Origin of the sequence: Paenibacillus sp. FSL H7-0943 (assembly GCF_037963265.1) — a bacterium.
GTDB lineage: Bacteria > Bacillota > Bacilli > Paenibacillales > Paenibacillaceae > Paenibacillus_AQ > Paenibacillus_AQ odorifer.
This window is the reverse complement of sequence record NZ_CP150148.1, coordinates 4,154,304-4,174,379: the sequence shown is the minus strand read 5'-3', so window position 1 is coordinate 4,174,379 and position 20,076 is coordinate 4,154,304. Positions and strand designations below refer to the sequence as shown.

Here is a 20,076-nt window from a genome sequence, read left to right as displayed (position 1 = left end):
AATATATAGCTAGGGCTGAGCCCCTTTTCCCCGGAAATATTGGACGGTTTCCACGGGAGAAGGGGTTTTTGTATGTTCATAAGCTGAAAATTGCATAATGCAGCACCCTGAAACGTCATACTAAGGATTGTTAGTAAGGCAACAGCAGACTAGAGCTGCATATAACAAGGGAGAGCTGCGAAGATGAACTACATCGAAGGATCAAATGGAGCAAAAAATGAGGAAGTTGTCCCAGGAGAAACTAATCCGAATCCTAATGAAAATATGCCGCCCACTACAATGGGAGCGATTAAGGAGCTTGGACAAACAGTAGTCCCAAGTGGAGAGCCTGATATTTTTTGCTTAACGATTATTGGTCAGATTGAAGGACATATTGTTATGCCTCCACAGAACAAAACAACAAAGTATGAGCATATCATTCCGCAGCTGGTGGCAGCTGAGCAGAATAAAAACATCAAAGGCCTGCTTATCATTTTAAATACGGTAGGTGGAGATGTAGAAGCGGGATTAGCAATTGCGGAAATGATTGCATCCCTCTCCAAGCCAACGGTAACCGTAGTCATTGGAGGCGGGCACAGCATCGGGGTGCCGATTGCAGTTTCCTCCACTTATTCGATTATTGCTGAAAGTGCAACGATGACGATTCATCCGATTCGAATGAATGGTTTAGTGATCGGAGTGCCGCAAACTTTCGAGTATATGGAGAAAATGCAGGAACGTGTCGTTAAATTTGTGACTTCCCATTCGCGTATTTCTGAAGAACAGTTCCGTGATCTCATGTTTAAGACAGGTGAGCTCAATCGTGATATCGGGACGGCTGTGGGGGGCTTGGATGCCGTTAAATATGGTCTGATGGATGAGGTCGGCGGGATCGGAGCGGCACTTGCGCATCTTAACCGAATGATCGGCGGGGATTTCTCAGCATCGACTCCAGGAGGGATTACGCAATGACACTGTACACAGTAGTTGCAATGGAACAGGTGTGGGAGGGGGCATTTAACAATTATGCCGCAACCCGAGAAGTTAGTGTGCAGGGCATGCTGATGCAGGTTGAACCGATGGAGGAAGGACGTGCGCGGATTGTGAGATTATTGGATTGTCCGCTGAACCGTTATCTAGATCCGGCGTTCTCTCCAGGTTCGATAATTACATTAACATAAAGATTCATTTTCTGACAAAAGAGAACATAGGTACGCCACGCCATTATATGGTATAATGTTGTTCCGGGGGTGGCTGGCGTGGCTAAACGAAAAAAGAAGAAGAAAAAAGCGCTGCTCGGCAGCGTTTTAAAATATGAAATATATGGAATTTTATTAATAACTATTTCCGTCATTGCACTGTCTGGTGAAGCAGCCGTAGGGCGCTCACTTTCAAGTATGGCGGGTTACTTATTAGGGAGATTTTATTTTGTCTTGCCGCTTATCGGCATTTTTTATGGACTTATGGTGATGATCCATCGAAGATGGCCTTCCTCGTGGAACAGCAGGCATACTGGCGTGCTTCTGCTTCTATTGTCTATGTGCCTTATGAGCACAATATCTGCAATGGAGCAGAAGCTTGGCCCGTTGTCTTTGTTACATCCTGGCAATGTAATGACACAAATACATAATGATCTTTCGGGATCACTTTCACCTGGCTCGAACGAAAGCAATGTCTATATGCTGGGTAAGGATATAAGCGGAGGGTACATTGGCGGGTTGGAGTATGCAGCGCTGTTATGGCTTTTTGGTAGTCTGGGCGCTAAGCTGCTTATGATCGTCATGCTGGCGATCAGCTTTATGCTAATTACCAACTTGTCCTATGTGGAGATTTTTACGCTTTTGCGAGTGCGCTTGGTTAAGTTTGTGGAGGGGATTCGTCTCCATGCTGCAAACCGTCCGAAGGCGGTTCCCGTAGCGGCCAGACCTTCTAGAGCCGCTGCCCCAGCTAAAGCTCGGCAGGTGAAGCAGCCTGTCTATGATGACGAGGAGGAAGAAGACGAAGACGATCGGTATTTGCCTAATCGCAAACAACCTGTCCTTTTGAAAAAAATATCTGGTTGGTTCTCAGGCTCCACGCGTTCACAGGTGGAAGCAGATTCTGAGGATGACGATCAGGGTCCAATTGTGACAAGTGCTTCAACCGGTCCGATTATTTCGGGATTAACTCCAGATAGTCATGTAATTCCATTAGACGATATCGATCATGATTTTGATGATGCGGATCTGGATATTGAACCTGTGACGCCTATTATTCGTGACTTCTTTGAACATATCCGTTCAGAAGGGTTAAACGAAGAAGACCGGGAAGAGTGGAGTGAATTCTCACCCGCAGCTCGTGGTGAAGCAGCTAAACCTGCTGTAGCCGGACCTAATGCCGTTAAGCAGCAGCCTACGGATGAGTCTGAGGAGAATGTAAGCATAGACTTGGAAGGCCTGCTAGGTGCTTCTCCAGATGGAGAGATTATTCCTGCTCTTCCAGCACCACCTCCACCGAAGCCATATAAGCTGCCATCGTTCCGTCTTCTAGCCAAACCTAACAATGGTGGCAAAGCTGGAGATCAGAATGATTATATGCAGACAGCCCGTAAGTTAGAAGCAACACTTGAAAGCTTTGGGGTACGGGCTAAGGTGCTGGAGGTAGTAAGAGGCCCAGCGGTTACGAGGTATGAGATACAACCGGATATTGGGGTTAAGGTTAGCCGTATTGTAAATCTGACGGATGACATTGCCCTTGCACTTGCAGCCAAAGATATTCGGATGGAAGCGCCGATTCCGGGTAAATCTGCAATTGGGATAGAAGTTCCGAACTCTGAGGTGTCTATTGTTACCATGCGCGAAGTTATGGAAACACAGATTTTTCAGGAGGCTGAATCCAGATTATCGATTGCTTTTGGCCGTGATATTTCCGGCCAGACCATTATTGGCAATCTGGCTAAGATGCCCCATTTATTGGTGGCCGGTGCAACAGGCTCCGGTAAATCTGTCTGCATCAACGGGATTATAACAAGCATCTTATACAAAGCTAAACCTGATGAAGTCAAATTCCTCATGGTCGATCCTAAGATGGTAGAGCTGAATGTGTATAACGGAATTCCCCATCTTCTGGCTCCGGTTGTCACAGATCCCAAGCGGGCAAGTCTTGCTTTGAAGAAGATTGTTGTGGAAATGGAGAAGCGTTACGAGCTATTCTCCAAATCGGGAACACGGAATATGGAAGGTTATAATAAGCTAATGGCTGAGAATCCAGCGGCAATTCTCCCGTATATCGTTGTTATTGTGGACGAGCTTGCGGATTTGATGATGGTTGCAGCCAATGATGTCGAGGATGCAATTTGCCGACTTGCACAAATGGCGCGGGCGGCTGGAATTCATTTAATTATCGCTACACAACGCCCTTCAGTAGATGTAATCACAGGTTTAATTAAAGCTAATATTCCATCCCGGATCGCTTTTGGCGTATCGTCCAATGTGGATTCACGTACCATTTTGGATATGCCCGGTGCAGAGAAGCTGTTAGGCCGAGGTGATATGTTGTTCTTGCCAATGGGCGCATCTAAACCTATTCGTGTACAGGGAGCTTTTATGAGCGACCAAGAAGTAGAGACTATTGTTCAATATGTCAGCAGTCAAGGTGAAGCCGAATACGATGAGTCCATCGTTCCTGAAGTGGATGATACAATCACTGAGGATCAGGAGCCACAAGATGAATTATACGAGCAGGCCGTACAAATTGTGCTGGAGGCTAAGCAGGCTTCAGTGTCGCTGCTACAGCGTCGTATGCGTGTCGGTTATACCCGTGCAGCCCGGTTGATTGACTCTATGGAGGCTCGTGGAGTCATCGGTCCTTACGAGGGCAGCAAGCCGCGTGAGGTGCTGGTGTCACTTGAGCAATATCAGCATAACAAGATCAGCTCCTAAGCTGGACAAGCCCGTCGAAACCTTCAATAGACAGTAAAAGAGATGGCCACTTTATGAAGTGGACCATCTCTTTTTTGTATCCTGAGTACTTATTTGACTCTAGGTGCAGCAAGCAAAGCTTCAACAATATAATCCAGTTGCACATTTAGAGAATAGATATCACTGTAATAACCTAATCCAAAATCAATTTCCATCAAACGGCCTTCTTTCACGGCAGGGATATTGTTCCAAATTGGGTTTTGGGTCAGATCAGCCATACCATCATAAGAGGAGCGGAAGATATAGTCACCGCTGTATTTGCCAAGGACTTCAAAGGATACGGATTCGCCATCCGCACCAGTCGCCGTATCTATTTTCTGTTGAATGATTTCCGGCGCCTTCATGCCTAAATATTCATAAATGATTTGCGAACCACGTCCGAATTGCTTGCTTGCCACAACAGCCATACTGTTGTCTTTTCCACCTTCCATGATGGATATTGTGTGATCCAGAATACCAGCTTCTTGCAGCTTTTGTTTGCTGTCTTCAACTTTTTTATGGAAATCAGTAAATAATTCTTTTGCTTGATCTTCTTTGCCTACGACTTGTCCAATAAAGGACACCCGTTCTTCTGTTGACATTTTTTCATACGGAACTAACACTGTTGGTGCAATTTGGTGGAGGGCTTCATAAGTTTCCTCTGACGGCACGATGATAAGATCAGGATTTAGAGCAAGGATTGCTTCAGGGCTAGCCTCAAACCAGGTGCCAAGCTTTTGCACATCTTTTAGCTCATCTTCAAATGCAGCACCCTCGGATACATCGGATACACCTATAGGTTTAATGCCTAGAGCCAGTACATCACCGAGCAAATAAAGAACTACGACTCTTTGTGGACTAGTGGGAACGGCAATGTCTCCTTTAACTGTGGAAATTATCCGGGTTTGTGCTTCGACAGCAACTTTGTCTGTATTTGCTCCTGTACTTGTTTCTGCTGAGGGGGTTGGTGTCCCATTGCTTGACGCATTTGAATTTGTGGTTCCCGTGGAACAAGCGCTTAACACTATGGTAAAGCATAATAACAGGGTGAGCAGTAATGATGGTTTGGCATTTCTAAACATTGGTAATTCCCCTTCTCCGTTATATTGATAATGATTATCATAATCAATATAACGGAGAGGTTGTGTTCGGGCAATGTCAATTTGTGCACCTTGGGATGGCATATCACGCCAACTGGGTTGGGTGATCAATTTATTTTTGTATCGGACAGGGGAGGTTCCGTAATATTTTTTGAACATTTTTCCTAGATAATAGCCATCAGGATAACCTACTGCAATTGCGATGTCATGCAAGCTCGCCTCAGTGTTCAGGAGCAGTATTTTCGATTTTTCCATGCGGATGCTGATTAAGTACTGAGCAGGGCTAGTCTGCAGCCGTGTTCTGAATAATCTGGATAATGTTCTAGGGCTGCTGTTTACCGCTTTAGCTAATTTTTCAAGAGAGAAGGTTTCCTTATAATAAGTCTGCATATAGCGAATTGCTTGATCTAGCGGATCAGGTTGTATTAACTGTGTTTCCAACGTATGCAGCTGCCTAAGCAGCTCATAAATCCATTGATAAAACAGTGTTTTAACATGCAGCCGATCCAAAAGACCTGTTTTGCCCCAATCAGTAAACATGTTCTCCATCTTATCAAATAAGGGCAGTGGACTAGTAGGCGTAAATCCATATTGAAGATTAAAGGGATTATTGTGTTCCATAATTGCTTTTAGATTGTTGCGTGAGGCGAGTGAAAGGTTTGCTTTATATAAAATTAAGTAATACTCCAGTAGTTCCTCCGTGCGTAAAAATTGAATGTTCATTCCTTTTCCACCATGAAGGATATGAAAGTTGCCGATCTCATGCGGGATCTCGTCAATCAGTATTTCGGCTTTGCCGTTTATGATCAACAAGAATGCGCTTGAGGGCAGCTGATAATGTGAATTCAGATCACTAGATCGTTGAAAAGTATGGCGTATATCAATAATTTCTATTAATGCGTGGTTCCACAATAAAATGTGGTCCTTTAAATTCATGATTAATATCAACTCCAACGTTTTCTTATTTCGATTATAGTTGATAATTATTCTCAATTACAATGAAATGCTATTACTTCTTTTTTAGTAATGCATAGGATGTCCTGACAGTCGTCATAATAACTTTAGCCATCCATGCAGAACTCACAAAAGAAAGGTAGAGCGAACCCCTATGAAGAAACATAAGTTGTGGATCTTTGCTTCTTTAACCCTTGCACTTGCTGCCGCGCCGTTTGCAGGAATGCTGCTCCAGGGTAATGGCATAGTACAGACCAAGCAAAGTGCTGCTGCGTCATTTGTCCATGAACTAAATCATCCTGAAGAAGAGGCCTTGCCTGCCTTCAGCACGACTCCGATTAAACTCGGTTCTTCTGGTCAGGATGTTTATGAGTTGCAAGGACGTTTAAAACATCTGGGCTTTTATGAAGGGAAAATAGACAGTCAGTTTGGTCCGAAAACGAAAAATTCAGTAACGTGGTTTCAATGGAAGTTTGGAATGAAGTCTGATGGCATCGTAGGCGCTAAGACTAAGCTGAAATTGTATAACGCAACTAAGAACTGGAAGCCAACAGAGTCGGCTTCAGCAACCGGAAATAATACAGCAAACAACAACACCGGTAACAAAACAAATACAACCAATAATTCGGATTCAGCGTCTCTGTCTTCAGGGAATACGATGGGATTATCAGAAAATGATCTCAAAATTATGGCTAATGCCGTCTATGGTGAGTCAAGAGGTGAACCTTTCGAAGGACAAGTTGCTGTTGCTGCAGTAATCTTGAACCGGGTAAAATCTCCGAGCTTTCCAAATACGCCGTCTGGCGTTATTTTTCAGCCGGGAGCTTTTACAGCTGTAGCTGACGGGCAGATTTATTTGGAGCCAAATGAGCAGGCACGAAAAGCAGTGCAGCAAGCGCTGAATGGCTGGGATCCTTCGGGTGGATGTTTGTATTATTTCAACCCTAAAACGGCGACCTCCAAATGGATTTGGACTCGTCCACAGGTCAAGACTATCGGCCAGCATATTTTCTGTATGTAGATAAGTAAAGAAGTAAATCCAGAGAGCAACCGGGAAGAGGCATCCGGTTGCTTCCTTACTTTGGAATGGTTTAGAATGGTTATTAATTCATAAACATGTTAATGAGCAACTATCCACGCGGTAAAGGAGTTTTGGACTTGACTAATAATGTATTTCAGCATGGCAACGTTGCAGGTATGCGTATTCACGTGATGCCTACCAAGGCGTTCAAGACCTACGCCATCTCACTTTATGCCGGCGTCCCACTTAATGAGGATACGGTAACCCCTACAGCACTTGCCCCATTTGTGCTCCGCAGAGGTACCGCTTCTTATCCAGAGACTACTCAATTCCGCGAGCGTTTGGAGGAGCTGTATGGCGCTGGATTTGGTTTTGATATTTATAAAAGAGGCGATTATCAGATTGTTCAGTTTCGCATGGACACCATTAATGACTCCTTCGTGCAGAGTCAGGAGAGCTTGCTTGAACAATCCTTTGCTTTCCTAGGAGAAGTCCTGACCCGTCCGTTGGTGGAGGATGGAAGCTTCCGTTCTTCCTATGTTGCAACAGAGCGTGAAACAGTGCGCAAGAAGCTGGAATCTATCGTAAATGATAAGATTCGTTATGCTGCGGAACGCTGTATCGAAGAAATGTGCCGTAACGAGCCCTATCGCCTTCATCCACTGGGTCAAAGAGCGGATTTGGATCGGATTACTCCAAAAAGTTTGTACGAATCCTATAACTCATGGCTGGATGGAGCTATTTTGGATCTCTATGTAGTGGGAGATACGACTACTGAGGAAGTTGAAAAGCTTGTGCAGCATCACTTCGGACGCATTCAGTCGGAGGTGGGCTTATATAGCTCCAAGTTTGTCCCAGTATCCGTCAGCGAGGTACGGACGGTAGAGGAGAAGCTGGATGTCAGTCAGGGCAAGTTGAACATGGGTCTGCGCACATCAATTACGTATAAGGACGATACATATGCGTCCGCACTTATGTACAACGGAATATTAGGAGGGTATCCACACTCCAAACTCTTCGTCAATGTACGGGAAAAGGCCAGTCTTGCATACTATGCTTCTTCACGCTATGACGGTCACAAGGGGATTGGAACGATACAATCAGGTATTGAAACGCAAAATTACAACAAAGCTGTTGAAATTATAGAGAAACAACTGGAAGAGATGAAAGCTGGCAATATCAGTGATCTGGAGTTAAGCCAGACCAAAGCCATGATCCGCAATCAGCTTTCCGAGATTCCGGATTCTGCTTTTGAGATGATCTCTTACGACTTCAACCGCCAGTTGTCAGGAAAAGAACGGACAGCGGATCAGCTGCTAGAAGAGGTGGAACAAATCGGTGCAGGGGAAGTAAAAGCTGCAGCGGAGACCTTTCAGCTGGATACGATTTATTTCTTGACAGGGAAGGAGGAATAGAGATGGAACAGATTCAATACGACAGACTTCAAGAGACCCTTTATCATGAGGTGATGGATAATGGGCTTCAGGTTTATGTATTGCCAAAACCAACATTCAAAAAAACTTACGCCACATTTGCAACTAAATATGGTTCTGTAGATAACCATTTTCATGTCGCAGGTGGAGAAGAGACCACTGTTCCTGATGGTATAGCTCACTTTTTGGAGCACAAAATGTTTGAAGAGCCAGAAGGCGATATTTTTGCCACTTTTGCCTCAAATGGAGCTTCAGCTAACGCTTTTACAAGTTTTGATCAGACGGTTTATCTTTTCTCGGCAACAGAGAACATAGAGACCAACCTTAGTACACTCGTTGATTTTGTGCAACGACCTTATTTTACGGATGAGAATGTAGAAAAGGAAAAAGGGATCATTGGTCAAGAAATCAATATGTATGCAGATAATCCAGACTGGCGCGTGTACTTTGGCCTTATTGAGGCCATGTATTCGAAACATCCGGTTCGGATTGATATTGCCGGAACAATAGAGTCGATTAGTACGATTACGAAAGAAACACTGTACACTTGTTACAACTCTTTTTATCATCCCAGCAATATGCTGTTGTTCGTAGTGGGTGGTGTGGATCCAGAGAAGGTATTCTCCTTGATTCGCAGCAATCAGCAGGGGAAATCTTATGGTAAACAAGGTGAGATTAAGCGTATTTTTGAAGAGGAGCCGGAACAAGTCGCTACGAAGCGCTTAGAAAGCAAACTCGCTGTTTCGATGCCTAAGATTATGTTTGGATTTAAGGAAAAAGTTGATGGTCTTACAGGCGAAGCTGCGCTTAAGCGTGATCTCGCCACAAAGCTTATGCTTGATTTGCTGGTTGGCAGCAGCACAGCGTTGTACCAAAAGCTCTATGATGAAGAACTGATCTCAGACAGCTTTGGCCATGAATTTAATAGTTCAGAACAATATGCTTTTTCAGCTATGGGTGGAGATACCAAGGACCCGGATTTGCTGCTAAAACGAATTAAAGAAGAAGTGGATCAGATCTTAAAGTCTGGCTTTGCTGAGAAGGACTTCGAGCGGGCACGGAAAAAGAAAATAGGCGGATATTTGCGCATGCTGAACTCCCCTGAAAGTATCGCACATGAATTTACACGTTACCAATTCCGTGGTGGTGACCTGTTTGAAGTTCTGCCTATTTACGAATCGATTACTTTAGCTGAAGTGAATGAGCGTTTACATGCCCATGTAAATTGGGAGCAGCTCGCTGTTTCACTAGTGGTGAGTCCTTAAATGGCGCTTTTGGGAGAGAGCAACAAACCATTAGGAGAAATGACAGTTCTGGTGACAGGGGGCAGCGGGGGAATCGGTGGCGCCATTGCAGAACGGTTTGCCTCTGTAGGCATGAATATTGTTATTCACTACAAGCACTCACATGAAGCTGCTAATGATGTCGCTCGGCGTTGTATGGCCCTTGGAGCAAAGGTAATGACTGTAAATGCGGATATGAAGGATCGCAGTCAGATTGTACGAATGGCGGAGAAGCTTGAAAGTAATGGAATGCAGCCGGATATTCTTGTCAACAATGCCGGTAAATCTCATTATGGGATGCTGGCTGATGTGAGTGAAGAGGAATGGGACGATATTATGGCCATTAACTTGAAAGGTACCTTTATGTGCAGCCAGATTTTTATGCCGTACATGGTATCCCAGCGTTATGGTCGAATCATCAACGTTTCTTCCGTGTGGGGAATATCGGGAGCCTCTTGCGAGGTCGCTTATTCAGCCAGTAAAGGCGGAGTAAATGCTTTTACTAAGGCGTTAGCTAAGGAACTAGCACCTTCTGGCGTAACTGTGAACGCGGTAGCTCCAGGAGCGGTTAATACGAATATGTTGTCTAACCTACAGGAGGATGAGGTCCGGATGCTGGAGGATGAGATTCCGGCGGGACGTTTGGCTACACCGAACGAGATCTCCTCACTGATTTACTTTTTAGCATTGCCTGAATCCGGGTATATTACTGGGCAGATCATTAGTCCTAACGGTGGCTGGATTACTTAATGCTTAACTTGGAGAAAAGCTCCAGCATAAGAATCTATCGTCTGAGACATATTATAAGTGTTGTTTTTTAATCTCTCGTAAGGCGGCTTACAGCCTGTATGCAGGTGTTTGACCGTAAACATGAAGGAGGATTTAAGATGACACAAGACGATAGCGTAATCAAAAATTTTGACACCTGGAAGAAATTCCTAGGTAAACGGGTTGTACAGGCAGAGAAACTTGGGATGAGTCAAGATACAATCTCAAAGCTGGCTTTTGAAATCGGGGAATTCCTTGATGAAAAAGTGGATCCAGCAAACACTCAAAACCGTGCGATCAAAGAGCTATGGGATGTCGGCAACGATGAAGAAAAGCAAACGATTGCTAAACTCATGGTCAAGTTGGCGAAAGACAACGCCTAAGCTTGCGGAAAAGCTCCCCCTGTGGGAGCTTTTCTGCAATTATTACAGGACTGACCTTGCCTTTCATTTTTATTTTATATATCATTAACATGACCCGTGTAAAAGACCGCTTTGCCGGGGCAGCTTTTTTTGCTGTATTGGCAAAGGGTAGGGAAAAGGAATCTATGAGGTGTACAAGTGGAATATAAACAGTGGTATATGGAATACAAGATTCACAAGAACAGACCCGGTCTGCTTGGTGATATCGCTTCAATGTTAGGGATGCTGGAAGTTAACATTCTGACGATTAATGGAGTTGAAGGAAAAACTCGCGGAATGTTGCTGGAGACCAATGATGATGAGAAAATTATGCTGATGGGCGAAATGCTCAAAAAAGTTGATAATATTACAGTTTCAGCTCTGCGGTCTCCAAGGCTCGTGGACAAGCTGGCTGTGCGCCATGGGCGATATATTGAACGGGATTCAGATGATCGGAAGACGTTTCGTTTCACCCGCGATGAGCTAGGTCTATTGGTTGATTTTCTCGGTGAACTGTTTAAAAAAGATGGGAATCAGGTTATAGGACTTCGTGGTATGCCCCGTGTAGGAAAGACGGAATCCATTATAGCTGGCAGTGTCTGTGCTATGAAACGCTGGACATTTGTCTCCTCCACATTATTGCGGCAGACGGTGCGCAGTCAATTGGCTGAAGATGAGATGAACCCACATAATGTATTTATAATTGATGGTATAGTTAGTACGATCCGCTCTAATGAGAAACATTATAATTTATTGCAAAATGTTATGAGCATGCCAAGCACAAAGGTTATTGAGCATCCAGATATTTTCGTACGCGAATCTGAGTATAGTTATGATGACTTTGATATTATTATTGAGCTGCGGAATAATCCAACTGAAGAAATCTTGTACGAGTCATTTACGACGAGCTACAGTGATGATTTATAGAACACAAACGATGAAGAATACACTTCCGAGCATGTTTTTTTATAAAGCTGGTTAAGGAAGTTTACATTCATAGAACTTACAGGAGGTGATGGTATGTCGGAACTGGGCCGGCAATTGAAAGAGGCACGTCTGCAAAAAGGGATGAGTCTTGACGATGTCCAGGAAGTAACAAAAATTCGCAAAAAGTATTTGGAAGCCATCGAGTCTGGAGACTACAAGGTGCTTCCAGGAAGTTTTTATGTGAGGGCGTTTATCAAAACGTATGCAGAAGCAGTAGGCATGAGTCCTGACGAACTGCTCGAGGAGCATGGGAACGTACCTGCACCACCCGCAGACACGACCATGGAGACGGTGATTCAAAAGCGCAGCCGTAGACCCGAAACCGAACGGAATGCAAAATGGCTGCCAACGGTGCTGATGTGGACATTCCCTATATTGATTATTGTAGTGATTTACATTTATGCTTCTAGTTTAAACAAAGCAGACCCTGATCAAGTTGATCAAACAAATATCACCAATAATGTGCAGGATCCTAATACAGCACAAACATCTCCACCCGCATCAGGAGGCGGTGTAGTAGCGCCTACTTCCTCGGCAGGTGCAGAAGCAACTACTGAGCCAACTACGGAGCCTACGCCAACACCGACACCAACGCCGTCTCCTCAATCTATCACGGTTACACCAGATGGGAAGTCAGGCAAAACAACGAAATTTAAGGTTACAGCTCCTGCCGGAAGCGAAGTTAAGGTTGAGATTGTTGCATCCGGAGTAAGCTGGCTTGAAGTTTACAAAGGCGAGAACTCTAAAGGTGAAAAACTCTCCTTCGGAAATACAGCAGCAGGAGAAACTATGAACTTCGTTCTGGGCAGTGAAGGCATGTATATTAAGTCTGGGTATTCCCCAGCAACTGAGATTACCGTAAATGGTCAAGTAATCACGGATGAGAAGACGTCCTCACGTCTCCTGCTTAATCTTGACGACGGTTCTGGAAATGAAGGTACCCAAAGTGAAGGGACAGGCGAATAACAAATAGGATGTATAGACTTTGGCTTTAGGGAGAACATAAGAATGTTTTCAGTTTTAGCCAAAGTGAGGTGTACATCTTATGACAGTTAGCTGGATTGTAGCTGGCCTTGGGGTTGTTGTCAGTCTCATCGGATACTATTTGACACCAGGTGCTTGGGGATACGGAATTCTCGGATTCGGTATTGCACATATTGTGCTAGGAATTCTGGATATGTTTCGTAATCCGGTCCGAAGCAGATAGAAGCTGTAGAAATGAACGTCTCCAACGGCGTACTTCCGGTGGAGACGTGTTTCTACCCTTTTGAACCAAACTCACTCGAAGGAAAAGCTCCACTTAGTGGGGCTGTTTTCTATGTCGGGTGAGCTACATAATGATTTATCCAAAATTAGACTTAATAGTACCATTCTCTTATAATAGTAGCAGACTAATTGTATAAAGGACGTGGAGTTTAATGAGTTCAGAATGTTCATTTGATATTGTATCCAAAATGGATATGCAGGAGTTAACGAATGCTATTCACCAAACAGAGAAAGAGATCGACAACCGCTTTGATTTTAAGAACAGCAAAAGCAGTCTGAAGCTGGAGAAAGACGCACTTATTATCGCCTCTGAAGACGAATATAAGCTCAACGCTGTTATTGATATTTTACAATCAAAGATGGTGAAAAGAGGCATTACCCTAAAGAATCTGGATTTCGGTAAAGTAGAACCGGCCTCCCTGGGATCTGTACGTCAACGTTTAGGGCTTAAGCAAGGCATTGATCAGGAGAATGCGAAAAAGATTAATATTCTGATCCGTGATTCAAAATTAAAGGTGAAGAGCCAGATCCAAGGGGATCAAATTCGTGTGACCGGTAAGAGCCGCGACGATTTGCAGCAGATTATTCAGATCTTGCGTAAAGCTGATTTGCCGCTGGATCTACAATTCATGAACATGAAATAGAATTTTGTGCCCCGCAGTGCTTATTAGCACTAACAACGCGGGGTGCTTTCTGTTTTTTTGACACCTATTTATTGCTATAATATACTTGCTTAAGTAGAAATGGATTAGCCTGATTTAGGCAATTTGTATGAACGATTTAGGGGAGGAAAACTTCAGTGAATTTGCCCAACCGCATCACGCTAGCTCGTATTTGCCTGATCCCGATTATGATGTTTTTTTTACTGGTGGATTTCAGTTTTTATCCAGAACCGATACATTGGGGCTCGTTTCAGCTATCTGTTAATCATTTGGTAGCAGCTGTAATCTTTTTGCTTGCGGCCAGCACGGATGGAATAGACGGCTACATTGCTAGGAAATATAATATGGTCACCAATCTCGGTAAACTCCTTGATCCACTTGCGGACAAACTGCTGGTATCTGCAGTTCTGATTTCACTTGTGGAGCTGGGCAGATGCGATTCATGGATTGCTATTGTAATCATCAGTCGTGAGTTTGCAGTCACCGGACTTCGCCAGATTGCATTGCTAGAGGGAAAAGTGGTTGCCGCCAGCAAATGGGGCAAGATAAAGACGGTTGTACAAATTGTTGCGATCTCACTGCTGTTGTTGAATAATTTCCCATTTCAATTTGTCAGTATTCCTGTAGACGATATTGCTATTTGGGCCGCAGCGCTTATCACTATTTATTCTGGAATTGATTATTTTGTGAAGAATAAGGATCTGCTACAGCTGCATAATGCGTAAGCATGTAAGCTGGATATACAAGGAAAGGTAATAGGTGAAGCACCTATTACCTTTTTTGAAATCCAAAAGCAGTGTACCTACATTATAACGAGGAGGCGAAAGCCAGGTATGAAAGCGGAGATTATTGCAGTAGGGACAGAGCTTTTGCTCGGTCAAATCGTGAATAGTAATGCCCAGTTTTTGTCTATCGAGCTAGCTGCCATCGGGATCGATGTATACTTTCAAACCGTTGTCGGTGATAACAGCAGCCGCCTACAGCAAGCCATCGAGATCGCTCAGAGTCGGGCTGACGTTATTATCTTTACGGGCGGAATTGGCCCCACTGAGGATGATCTGACTAAAGACGCACTGGCTGCATCGCTAGGTAGAACGCTCCATATTGATCGTTTGGCGATGGATCATGTACAACGTTTCTTTGATGATCGTAAGATCGTTATGACCGAAAATAACCGCAAACAGGCACTTATAATTGAAGGAACTACACCGTTGCCGAATGAAATCGGTCTTGCGGTTGGGATTGCTTTTGAGCATGAGAAGAAATATTATATTGTGCTTCCAGGTCCACCTCGTGAGATGAAACCGATGTTCGTTGATAAAGCAGTACCGTGGCTACAGCAGCACGCCTTGACGAACGAAACACCGCTTTATTCAAAAATGCTCAAATTTGCCGGCATCGGAGAATCACTGCTGGAGGACAAGCTCATCGAACTGATTCGCAGTCAGACTGATCCAACGATTGCTCCGTATGCCAAAGAGGGAGAGGTAACTGTTCGTATTTCGACAAAGGCCCCTTCTGAGCATGAAGCTACAAAAAAGCTGGAGATACTGGAACAACAAATCAAGGAGATTTTGCCGGAACATTTGTATGCGAACATTGATGTGCCGCTGGAGCAATTGATTGTGGATTGGATGGCGGATGCCGGCCTGACCTTAAGTGCGGCAGAGAGCTGCACCGGAGGTTTGCTGATGGAGAGCATAACAAATATTCCAGGCAGTGCATCGATGTTTGCCGGCGGAATCGTCTGCTATTCGAATGACCTAAAGAAAAAGCTACTGAATGTGCCAAGTGCTTATTTGGAGGGACCCAATGCTCCTGGAGCCGTAAGTCGAGAAGTTGCCGAGGTGTTGGCTGACCAAGTGAGAATGATTGCAGACAGCGATTTCGGCTTATCTGTTACGGGTGTGGCTGGACCGGGTTATTCTGAGCGCAAGCCTGTTGGACTTGTATTTATCGGCTTGGCTGAACGGGGACGTAAGACAGAGGTCTATGAGCTTAATCTTAAAGGTACACGGGAAAATATCCGGTTGCGTACTGTAAAGGCTCTGCTGTATCGTCTGTGGCGGAGACTTGAGGAACGCAAGGTGGAGACACCTCTTGAGGGTTCAGACTTGTAATGGGAGATTAGCCCAGTTATAATAAACACATACGGAAGAACCGTGGCACTGAGATTTCTTTGCTGCGGTTTTTTGTATATTTGCAGAGATTTTGATCACGATGACTACTCATGATCATAAGTCGTTGATGTCCGGTGAAGTGGGGAATTTAATTAACTTCTATCTCCGGAGGGAGGCTTACAATAAAAGGGATAAATAACGCCCAAGACAAAAAAAACGAATGTATGTTCGAAAAAAAGCTTGGCAAGACCTTAAAAACACGTTATTATATTACTATAAACAGTGAAGGAAGTGGTCTGATTGTCAGATCGTCGTGCAGCGCTTGATATGGCGCTTCGTCAAATAGAAAAACAATTTGGTAAAGGTTCGGTAATGAAACTGGGAGAATCCACGCATATGCAAGTGGAAGTTGTACCTAGCGGATCTTTGGCACTTGATATTGCGTTAGGTATAGGCGGACTTCCAAAGGGACGTATTATTGAAGTATATGGACCGGAATCTTCAGGTAAAACAACAGTTGCTCTTCATGCTATTGCAGAAGTGCAAAGACAAGGCGGACAAGCTGCATTTATCGATGCCGAGCATGCGCTTGATCCGAAATATGCACGTAACTTGGGCGTAAATATCGATGAGTTGCTGCTTTCTCAGCCAGACACGGGTGAACAAGCGCTGGAAATCGCCGAAGCACTCGTTCGTAGTGGAGCCGTTGATATTATTGTCGTTGACTCCGTTGCTGCTTTGGTACCTAAGGCTGAAATTGAAGGCGATATGGGTGATTCCCACGTCGGATTGCAAGCTCGCTTGATGTCTCAAGCACTTCGTAAGCTTTCTGGTGCCATTAGCAAATCCAATACGATCGCTATCTTTATCAACCAGCTTCGTGAGAAGATCGGTGTTATGTTCGGTAACCCTGAGACAACTCCGGGTGGTCGTGCATTGAAATTCTACTCTTCTGTACGTTTAGATGTACGTCGCGTAGAGAGCATCAAGATGGGGAACGATGTGGTTGGTAACCGTACTAAGATCAAGATTGTGAAGAATAAAGTAGCCCCTCCTTTTAAACAGGCTGATGTTGATATTATGTACGGTGAAGGGATTTCCAAAGAGGGAAGTCTTGTAGATATCGGTACTGAAATGGATATCGTGAATAAGAGTGGTGCATGGTATTCCTACGAAGGCGAGCGTCTCGGTCAAGGCCGTGAGAATGCTAAACAGTTTTTGAAGGAACATCAGGATATTGCCCTTATTATTGAGAATAAGATCCGTGAAGCAAGTAATTTATCCACTATTGTTGCTGCGCCGAAGAATGAAGATATTATTGCAGAGCAAGAAGAAGAAGAGAAATTGCTTCTCGAAATCGAATAGTATATTAAGCAATAGGACGCCCTGTGATTGATTGTTGCAGGGTGTCTTTTCTTAACAAGTAACGAAAGTAAGACGATAACCGATCTATTGCTACGAGGTGACAAACAACTATGGTAATACAACTGGATTTTGAAGCAGAAGAACAAGATGAGCAGGTGTTATCTGATTTTCCTGAAGGAGAACTCTTAGAGATCACTAAAGTAGAACGTCAAAAGAAATCTGACCACCGTTATATCATACATTTCGGAGCATATAACATGACTGTGCACGAGGACGTCATGATTAAATATCGAATGATTACTGGTAATTCTTTTATGAAGGCTGATTTGGTGGAAATTGTTGTAGCTGATGAGCGTCAACGAGCTTATGTAGAAGGCCTCCGTTATCTAGAACGTAAACCACGCACCGCTATGGAAATGACTCGCCGTTTACGCCAGAAGGAAATAGGAGAGACTATTATTGCGGAAGTGGTGCAGCGGCTGCAGGAGGAAAGACTTCTTGATGACCCTTTATATGCTAAGCAATGGGCAGAGCAACGAATAGCGAACCAGCGGAAAGGGAAGATGTGGATTCGACAAGAGCTACGTGAGAAAGGGATAGACAAAACCCTTATATCGGAAGCTTTGGAGAATATTACTCCTGAACAAGAGCTGGAGAGTGCACTCGAAACTGGGCGCAAGAAATGGAATCTCATCCGTGGAGAAGCTTCAGATAAGCGAAGAAAGACTGGAGCCTTCCTTATGCGCCGTGGATTTTCGGGCGATATGGTTCGCCAAGTGATCAATACTTTACTTGCGGAAGACAATTATGAAGGTGAAGATGAGGAGTTTTACTAGAATCACTGATTCTCTTGACATTAATGCGTATATCGACTCTCTTGACAATGTCTTTTTATAAATAATAAAATATAACATGAATCGGCATAAAATTAGAATCCTTTTTCCTTCCCAAAAAGGAGACTGTTTTAAACGGTTCACGTACAACTCATATGAAATGTAATCGCCGGATAAGGCGGGCAGTGTGCATGTGCAGCATGTGCAGTATGGCAATCGGTTGTTTACCGGTTTTTTGTATGGTGATGAACGGATAGTTAAACAACTGCACAATTCCCAGGGATATACCTTGGAGAGGAACCAACGAGGAGGTGAACAGATGCTGGAATCATGGATCTGGGTCATTATCGTTCTCGTTGTAGCTGCAATATTCTTTGGGTTCGGTTATTTTATTCGTAAATCCCTTGCAGAAGCTAAAATCCAAAGCGCAGAAAGAGAAGCCGTTGTCATCGTTGAGAATGCGAAGAAGGACGCTGAGGCGCTGAAGAAAGAAACAGTATTGGAAGCTAAGGACGAAGTCCATAGAATCCGTACTGAAGCTGAGAAAGAAACTCGTGAACGTCGGAATGAAATCCAACGGCAAGAGAGACGTTTGCTGCAAAAGGAAGAATCTCTGGATAAAAAAATGGAATCGCTTGAAAGAAAAGAAGAACAAGTAGCTAACAAAGAGAAACGAATTGATGAAACCCAACAGCAAATTGATGTTATTTACAAAAACCAAGTCACTGAATTGGAACGTATCTCCAATTTAAGCATCGAAGATGCAAGAAGTATCATTCTTAGCAATGTTGAGCAAGAAGTTCGCCATGAAACGGCACAAATGATCAAAGAAATTGAACAGCAGGCGAAAGAAGAAGCGGATAAGAAATCCCGTGAAATCATCACACTCGCTATCCAACGCTGTGCAGCTGATCACGTAGCGGAAACAACGGTTTCAGTTGTTACGTTGCCGAATGAAGAGATGAAAGGTCGGATTATCGGTCGTGAAGGCCGTAATATTCGTGCTTTGGAAACTCTTACAGGTATCGACCTCATTATTGATGATACGCCGGAAGCAGTTATTTTGTCAGGATTTGATCCAATCCGCCGTGAAGTGGCCCGTACGGCACTTGAGAAATTGGTGGCTGATGGACGTATTCACCCCGCTCGTATTGAAGAGATGGTGGAGAAATCCCGCAAAGAAGTGGACGAACGGATTCGGGAATATGGTGAACAAGCTACTTTCGAAGTGGGCGTTCACGGTTTGCATCCAGATTTGATCAAGATTCTGGGGCGTCTGAAATTCCGTACAAGCTATGGTCAAAATGTATTGAAGCACTCCATGGAGGTTGCTTATTTAACAGGACTGATGGCCGGTGAGCTTGGGGAAGACATCGTGCTTGCAAAACGTGCAGGATTACTCCATGATATCGGCAAAGCGCTGGATCATGAAGTGGAAGGTTCGCATGTTGAGATCGGCGTTGAACTAGCGAAGAAATATAAAGAACATCCGGTTGTTATCAACAGTATCGCATCTCATCATGGAGACTGCGAAGCTACCTCGGTTATTGCTATGTTGGTTGGTGCCGCTGACGCATTGTCGGCTGCTAGACCTGGTGCTCGCCGTGAAACACTGGAAACGTATATTAAACGTCTAGAGAAACTGGAAGAAATCTCAGAGTCATTCGAAGGCGTTGAGAAATCATTTGCTATTCAAGCGGGCCGTGAGGTGCGCGTGATGGTACAGCCAGAGAAGATTGACGATGCAGAGGCATTCCGTCTTGCTCGCGATATTACGAAGATGATTGAAAGTGAACTGGATTATCCAGGACATATCAAGGTTACCGTTATTCGTGAGACACGGGCTGTCGAATACGCTAAATAGGCAATAAGTAGATAACATACGCTTCGGAAATAACGATATTTATGATCGTTTCCTTGTACATGTTTCTGCTAGGAATATAAGGTTAAAGGATAAGATATAACT

General features: G+C 44.1%; 18 protein-coding genes. 17 read left to right on the top strand and 1 reads right to left on the bottom strand.

The genetic code is table 11. The features are described from left to right. Positions 1-183 precede the first annotated feature (183 nt). The 3 genes from NSQ55_RS18180 to NSQ55_RS18170 all read left to right on the top strand — a co-directional run bounded on the left by NSQ55_RS18180 (position 184) and on the right by NSQ55_RS18170 (position 3,899). Positions 184-951 (top strand): ATP-dependent Clp protease proteolytic subunit, encoded by a 768-nt coding sequence (locus NSQ55_RS18180; RefSeq protein ID WP_076136428.1) that lies wholly within the window; start codon positions 184-186, stop codon positions 949-951. After that, positions 948-1,160, top strand: a complete 213-nt coding sequence (locus NSQ55_RS18175; RefSeq protein WP_076127863.1) for a YlzJ-like family protein — start codon at positions 948-950, stop codon at positions 1,158-1,160. The genes NSQ55_RS18180 and NSQ55_RS18175 overlap by 4 nt, the downstream gene beginning before the upstream one ends. Before the next feature lie 78 nt (positions 1,161-1,238). Next, positions 1,239-3,899 carry a DNA translocase FtsK 4TM domain-containing protein gene (locus NSQ55_RS18170; protein WP_339168416.1) on the top strand — a complete coding sequence of 887 codons (2,661 nt, stop codon included), beginning with the start codon at positions 1,239-1,241 and terminating at the stop codon, positions 3,897-3,899. An 89-nt stretch (positions 3,900-3,988) separates the two neighbouring features. Here the strand turns inward: NSQ55_RS18170 and NSQ55_RS18165 are convergent, their stop codons facing one another. Then, entirely contained in the window at positions 3,989-5,953 is a 1,965-nt protein-coding gene (locus NSQ55_RS18165; protein ID WP_339168415.1) for an AraC family transcriptional regulator, read from the bottom strand. A 172-nt stretch (positions 5,954-6,125) separates the two neighbouring features. On the opposite strand from NSQ55_RS18165, the gene sleB reads away from it, so the two are divergent. The 14 genes from sleB to rny all read left to right on the top strand — a co-directional run bounded on the left by sleB (position 6,126) and on the right by rny (position 19,974). Beyond that, positions 6,126-6,992 (top strand): spore cortex-lytic enzyme, encoded by an 867-nt coding sequence (gene sleB / locus NSQ55_RS18160; RefSeq protein WP_036688421.1) that lies wholly within the window; start codon positions 6,126-6,128, stop codon positions 6,990-6,992. Positions 6,993-7,168: 176 nt separating this feature from the next. Then, the gene (locus NSQ55_RS18155) at positions 7,169-8,407 is read left to right on the top strand and encodes a pitrilysin family protein (protein ID WP_254848801.1); all 1,239 of its coding nucleotides are present in this window, start codon (positions 7,169-7,171) and stop codon (positions 8,405-8,407) included. A 2-nt stretch (positions 8,408-8,409) separates the two neighbouring features. Further along, on the top strand, positions 8,410-9,690 hold the full coding sequence (locus tag NSQ55_RS18150; protein WP_038571902.1) for a pitrilysin family protein: 1,281 nt from the start codon (positions 8,410-8,412) through the stop codon (positions 9,688-9,690). Then, positions 9,691-10,458: a 3-oxoacyl-ACP reductase FabG gene (fabG, locus tag NSQ55_RS18145; RefSeq protein ID WP_036688412.1), complete on the top strand. Its 768-nt coding sequence runs from the start codon at positions 9,691-9,693 to the stop codon at positions 10,456-10,458. 137 nt (positions 10,459-10,595) lie between these two features. Further along, entirely contained in the window at positions 10,596-10,859 is a 264-nt protein-coding gene (locus NSQ55_RS18140) for a DUF3243 domain-containing protein (RefSeq protein WP_036688409.1), read from the top strand. A gap of 177 nt (positions 10,860-11,036) precedes the next feature. Next, entirely contained in the window at positions 11,037-11,804 is a 768-nt protein-coding gene (locus NSQ55_RS18135; RefSeq protein ID WP_036688406.1) for a DUF3388 domain-containing protein, read from the top strand. Between the two features lie 93 nt (positions 11,805-11,897). Further along, on the top strand, positions 11,898-12,830 hold the full coding sequence (locus NSQ55_RS18130; protein WP_339168411.1) for a RodZ domain-containing protein: 933 nt from the start codon (positions 11,898-11,900) through the stop codon (positions 12,828-12,830). A gap of 79 nt (positions 12,831-12,909) precedes the next feature. After that, entirely contained in the window at positions 12,910-13,071 is a 162-nt protein-coding gene (locus tag NSQ55_RS18125) for a hypothetical protein (RefSeq protein ID WP_169744781.1), read from the top strand. Between the two features lie 211 nt (positions 13,072-13,282). Then, entirely contained in the window at positions 13,283-13,774 is a 492-nt protein-coding gene (locus tag NSQ55_RS18120) for a YajQ family cyclic di-GMP-binding protein (protein ID WP_076127877.1), read from the top strand. A 155-nt stretch (positions 13,775-13,929) separates the two neighbouring features. Next, a complete protein-coding gene (gene pgsA, locus NSQ55_RS18115) occupies positions 13,930-14,517 on the top strand; it encodes a CDP-diacylglycerol--glycerol-3-phosphate 3-phosphatidyltransferase (protein ID WP_036688397.1) in 588 nt (195 codons plus the stop codon). A 108-nt stretch (positions 14,518-14,625) separates the two neighbouring features. Then, the gene (locus tag NSQ55_RS18110) at positions 14,626-15,912 is read left to right on the top strand and encodes a competence/damage-inducible protein A (protein WP_036688393.1); all 1,287 of its coding nucleotides are present in this window, start codon (positions 14,626-14,628) and stop codon (positions 15,910-15,912) included. A gap of 300 nt (positions 15,913-16,212) precedes the next feature. Beyond that, positions 16,213-17,277 carry a recombinase RecA gene (gene recA, locus NSQ55_RS18105; RefSeq protein WP_076127879.1) on the top strand — a complete coding sequence of 355 codons (1,065 nt, stop codon included), beginning with the start codon at positions 16,213-16,215 and terminating at the stop codon, positions 17,275-17,277. Between the two features lie 110 nt (positions 17,278-17,387). Further along, entirely contained in the window at positions 17,388-18,113 is a 726-nt protein-coding gene (locus NSQ55_RS18100) for a RecX family transcriptional regulator (RefSeq protein ID WP_076127881.1), read from the top strand. A gap of 319 nt (positions 18,114-18,432) precedes the next feature. Continuing rightward, a complete protein-coding gene (gene rny / locus NSQ55_RS18095; protein ID WP_036689085.1) occupies positions 18,433-19,974 on the top strand; it encodes a ribonuclease Y in 1,542 nt (513 codons plus the stop codon). Positions 19,975-20,076: the final 102 nt, after the last annotated feature.

Bases quoted from the DNA above. Each gene is read 5' to 3' on its own strand.
- NSQ55_RS18180 (WP_076136428.1), top strand. From the start codon at position 184: ATGAACTACATCGAAGGATCAAATGGAGCAAAAAATGAGGAAGTTGTC.
- NSQ55_RS18175 (WP_076127863.1), top strand. From the start codon at position 948: ATGACACTGTACACAGTAGTTGCAATGGAACAGGTGTGGGAGGGGGCA.
- NSQ55_RS18165 (WP_339168415.1), bottom strand. From the start codon at position 5,953: ATGAATTTAAAGGACCACATTTTATTGTGGAACCACGCATTAATAGAA.
- sleB (WP_036688421.1), top strand. From the start codon at position 6,126: ATGAAGAAACATAAGTTGTGGATCTTTGCTTCTTTAACCCTTGCACTT.
- NSQ55_RS18155 (WP_254848801.1), top strand. From the start codon at position 7,169: ATGCGTATTCACGTGATGCCTACCAAGGCGTTCAAGACCTACGCCATC.
- NSQ55_RS18150 (WP_038571902.1), top strand. From the start codon at position 8,410: ATGGAACAGATTCAATACGACAGACTTCAAGAGACCCTTTATCATGAG.
- fabG (WP_036688412.1), top strand. From the start codon at position 9,691: ATGGCGCTTTTGGGAGAGAGCAACAAACCATTAGGAGAAATGACAGTT.
- NSQ55_RS18140 (WP_036688409.1), top strand. From the start codon at position 10,596: ATGACACAAGACGATAGCGTAATCAAAAATTTTGACACCTGGAAGAAA.
- NSQ55_RS18130 (WP_339168411.1), top strand. From the start codon at position 11,898: ATGTCGGAACTGGGCCGGCAATTGAAAGAGGCACGTCTGCAAAAAGGG.
- NSQ55_RS18125 (WP_169744781.1), top strand. From the start codon at position 12,910: ATGACAGTTAGCTGGATTGTAGCTGGCCTTGGGGTTGTTGTCAGTCTC.
- NSQ55_RS18120 (WP_076127877.1), top strand. From the start codon at position 13,283: ATGAGTTCAGAATGTTCATTTGATATTGTATCCAAAATGGATATGCAG.
- NSQ55_RS18110 (WP_036688393.1), top strand. From the start codon at position 14,626: ATGAAAGCGGAGATTATTGCAGTAGGGACAGAGCTTTTGCTCGGTCAA.
- NSQ55_RS18100 (WP_076127881.1), top strand. From the start codon at position 17,388: ATGGTAATACAACTGGATTTTGAAGCAGAAGAACAAGATGAGCAGGTG.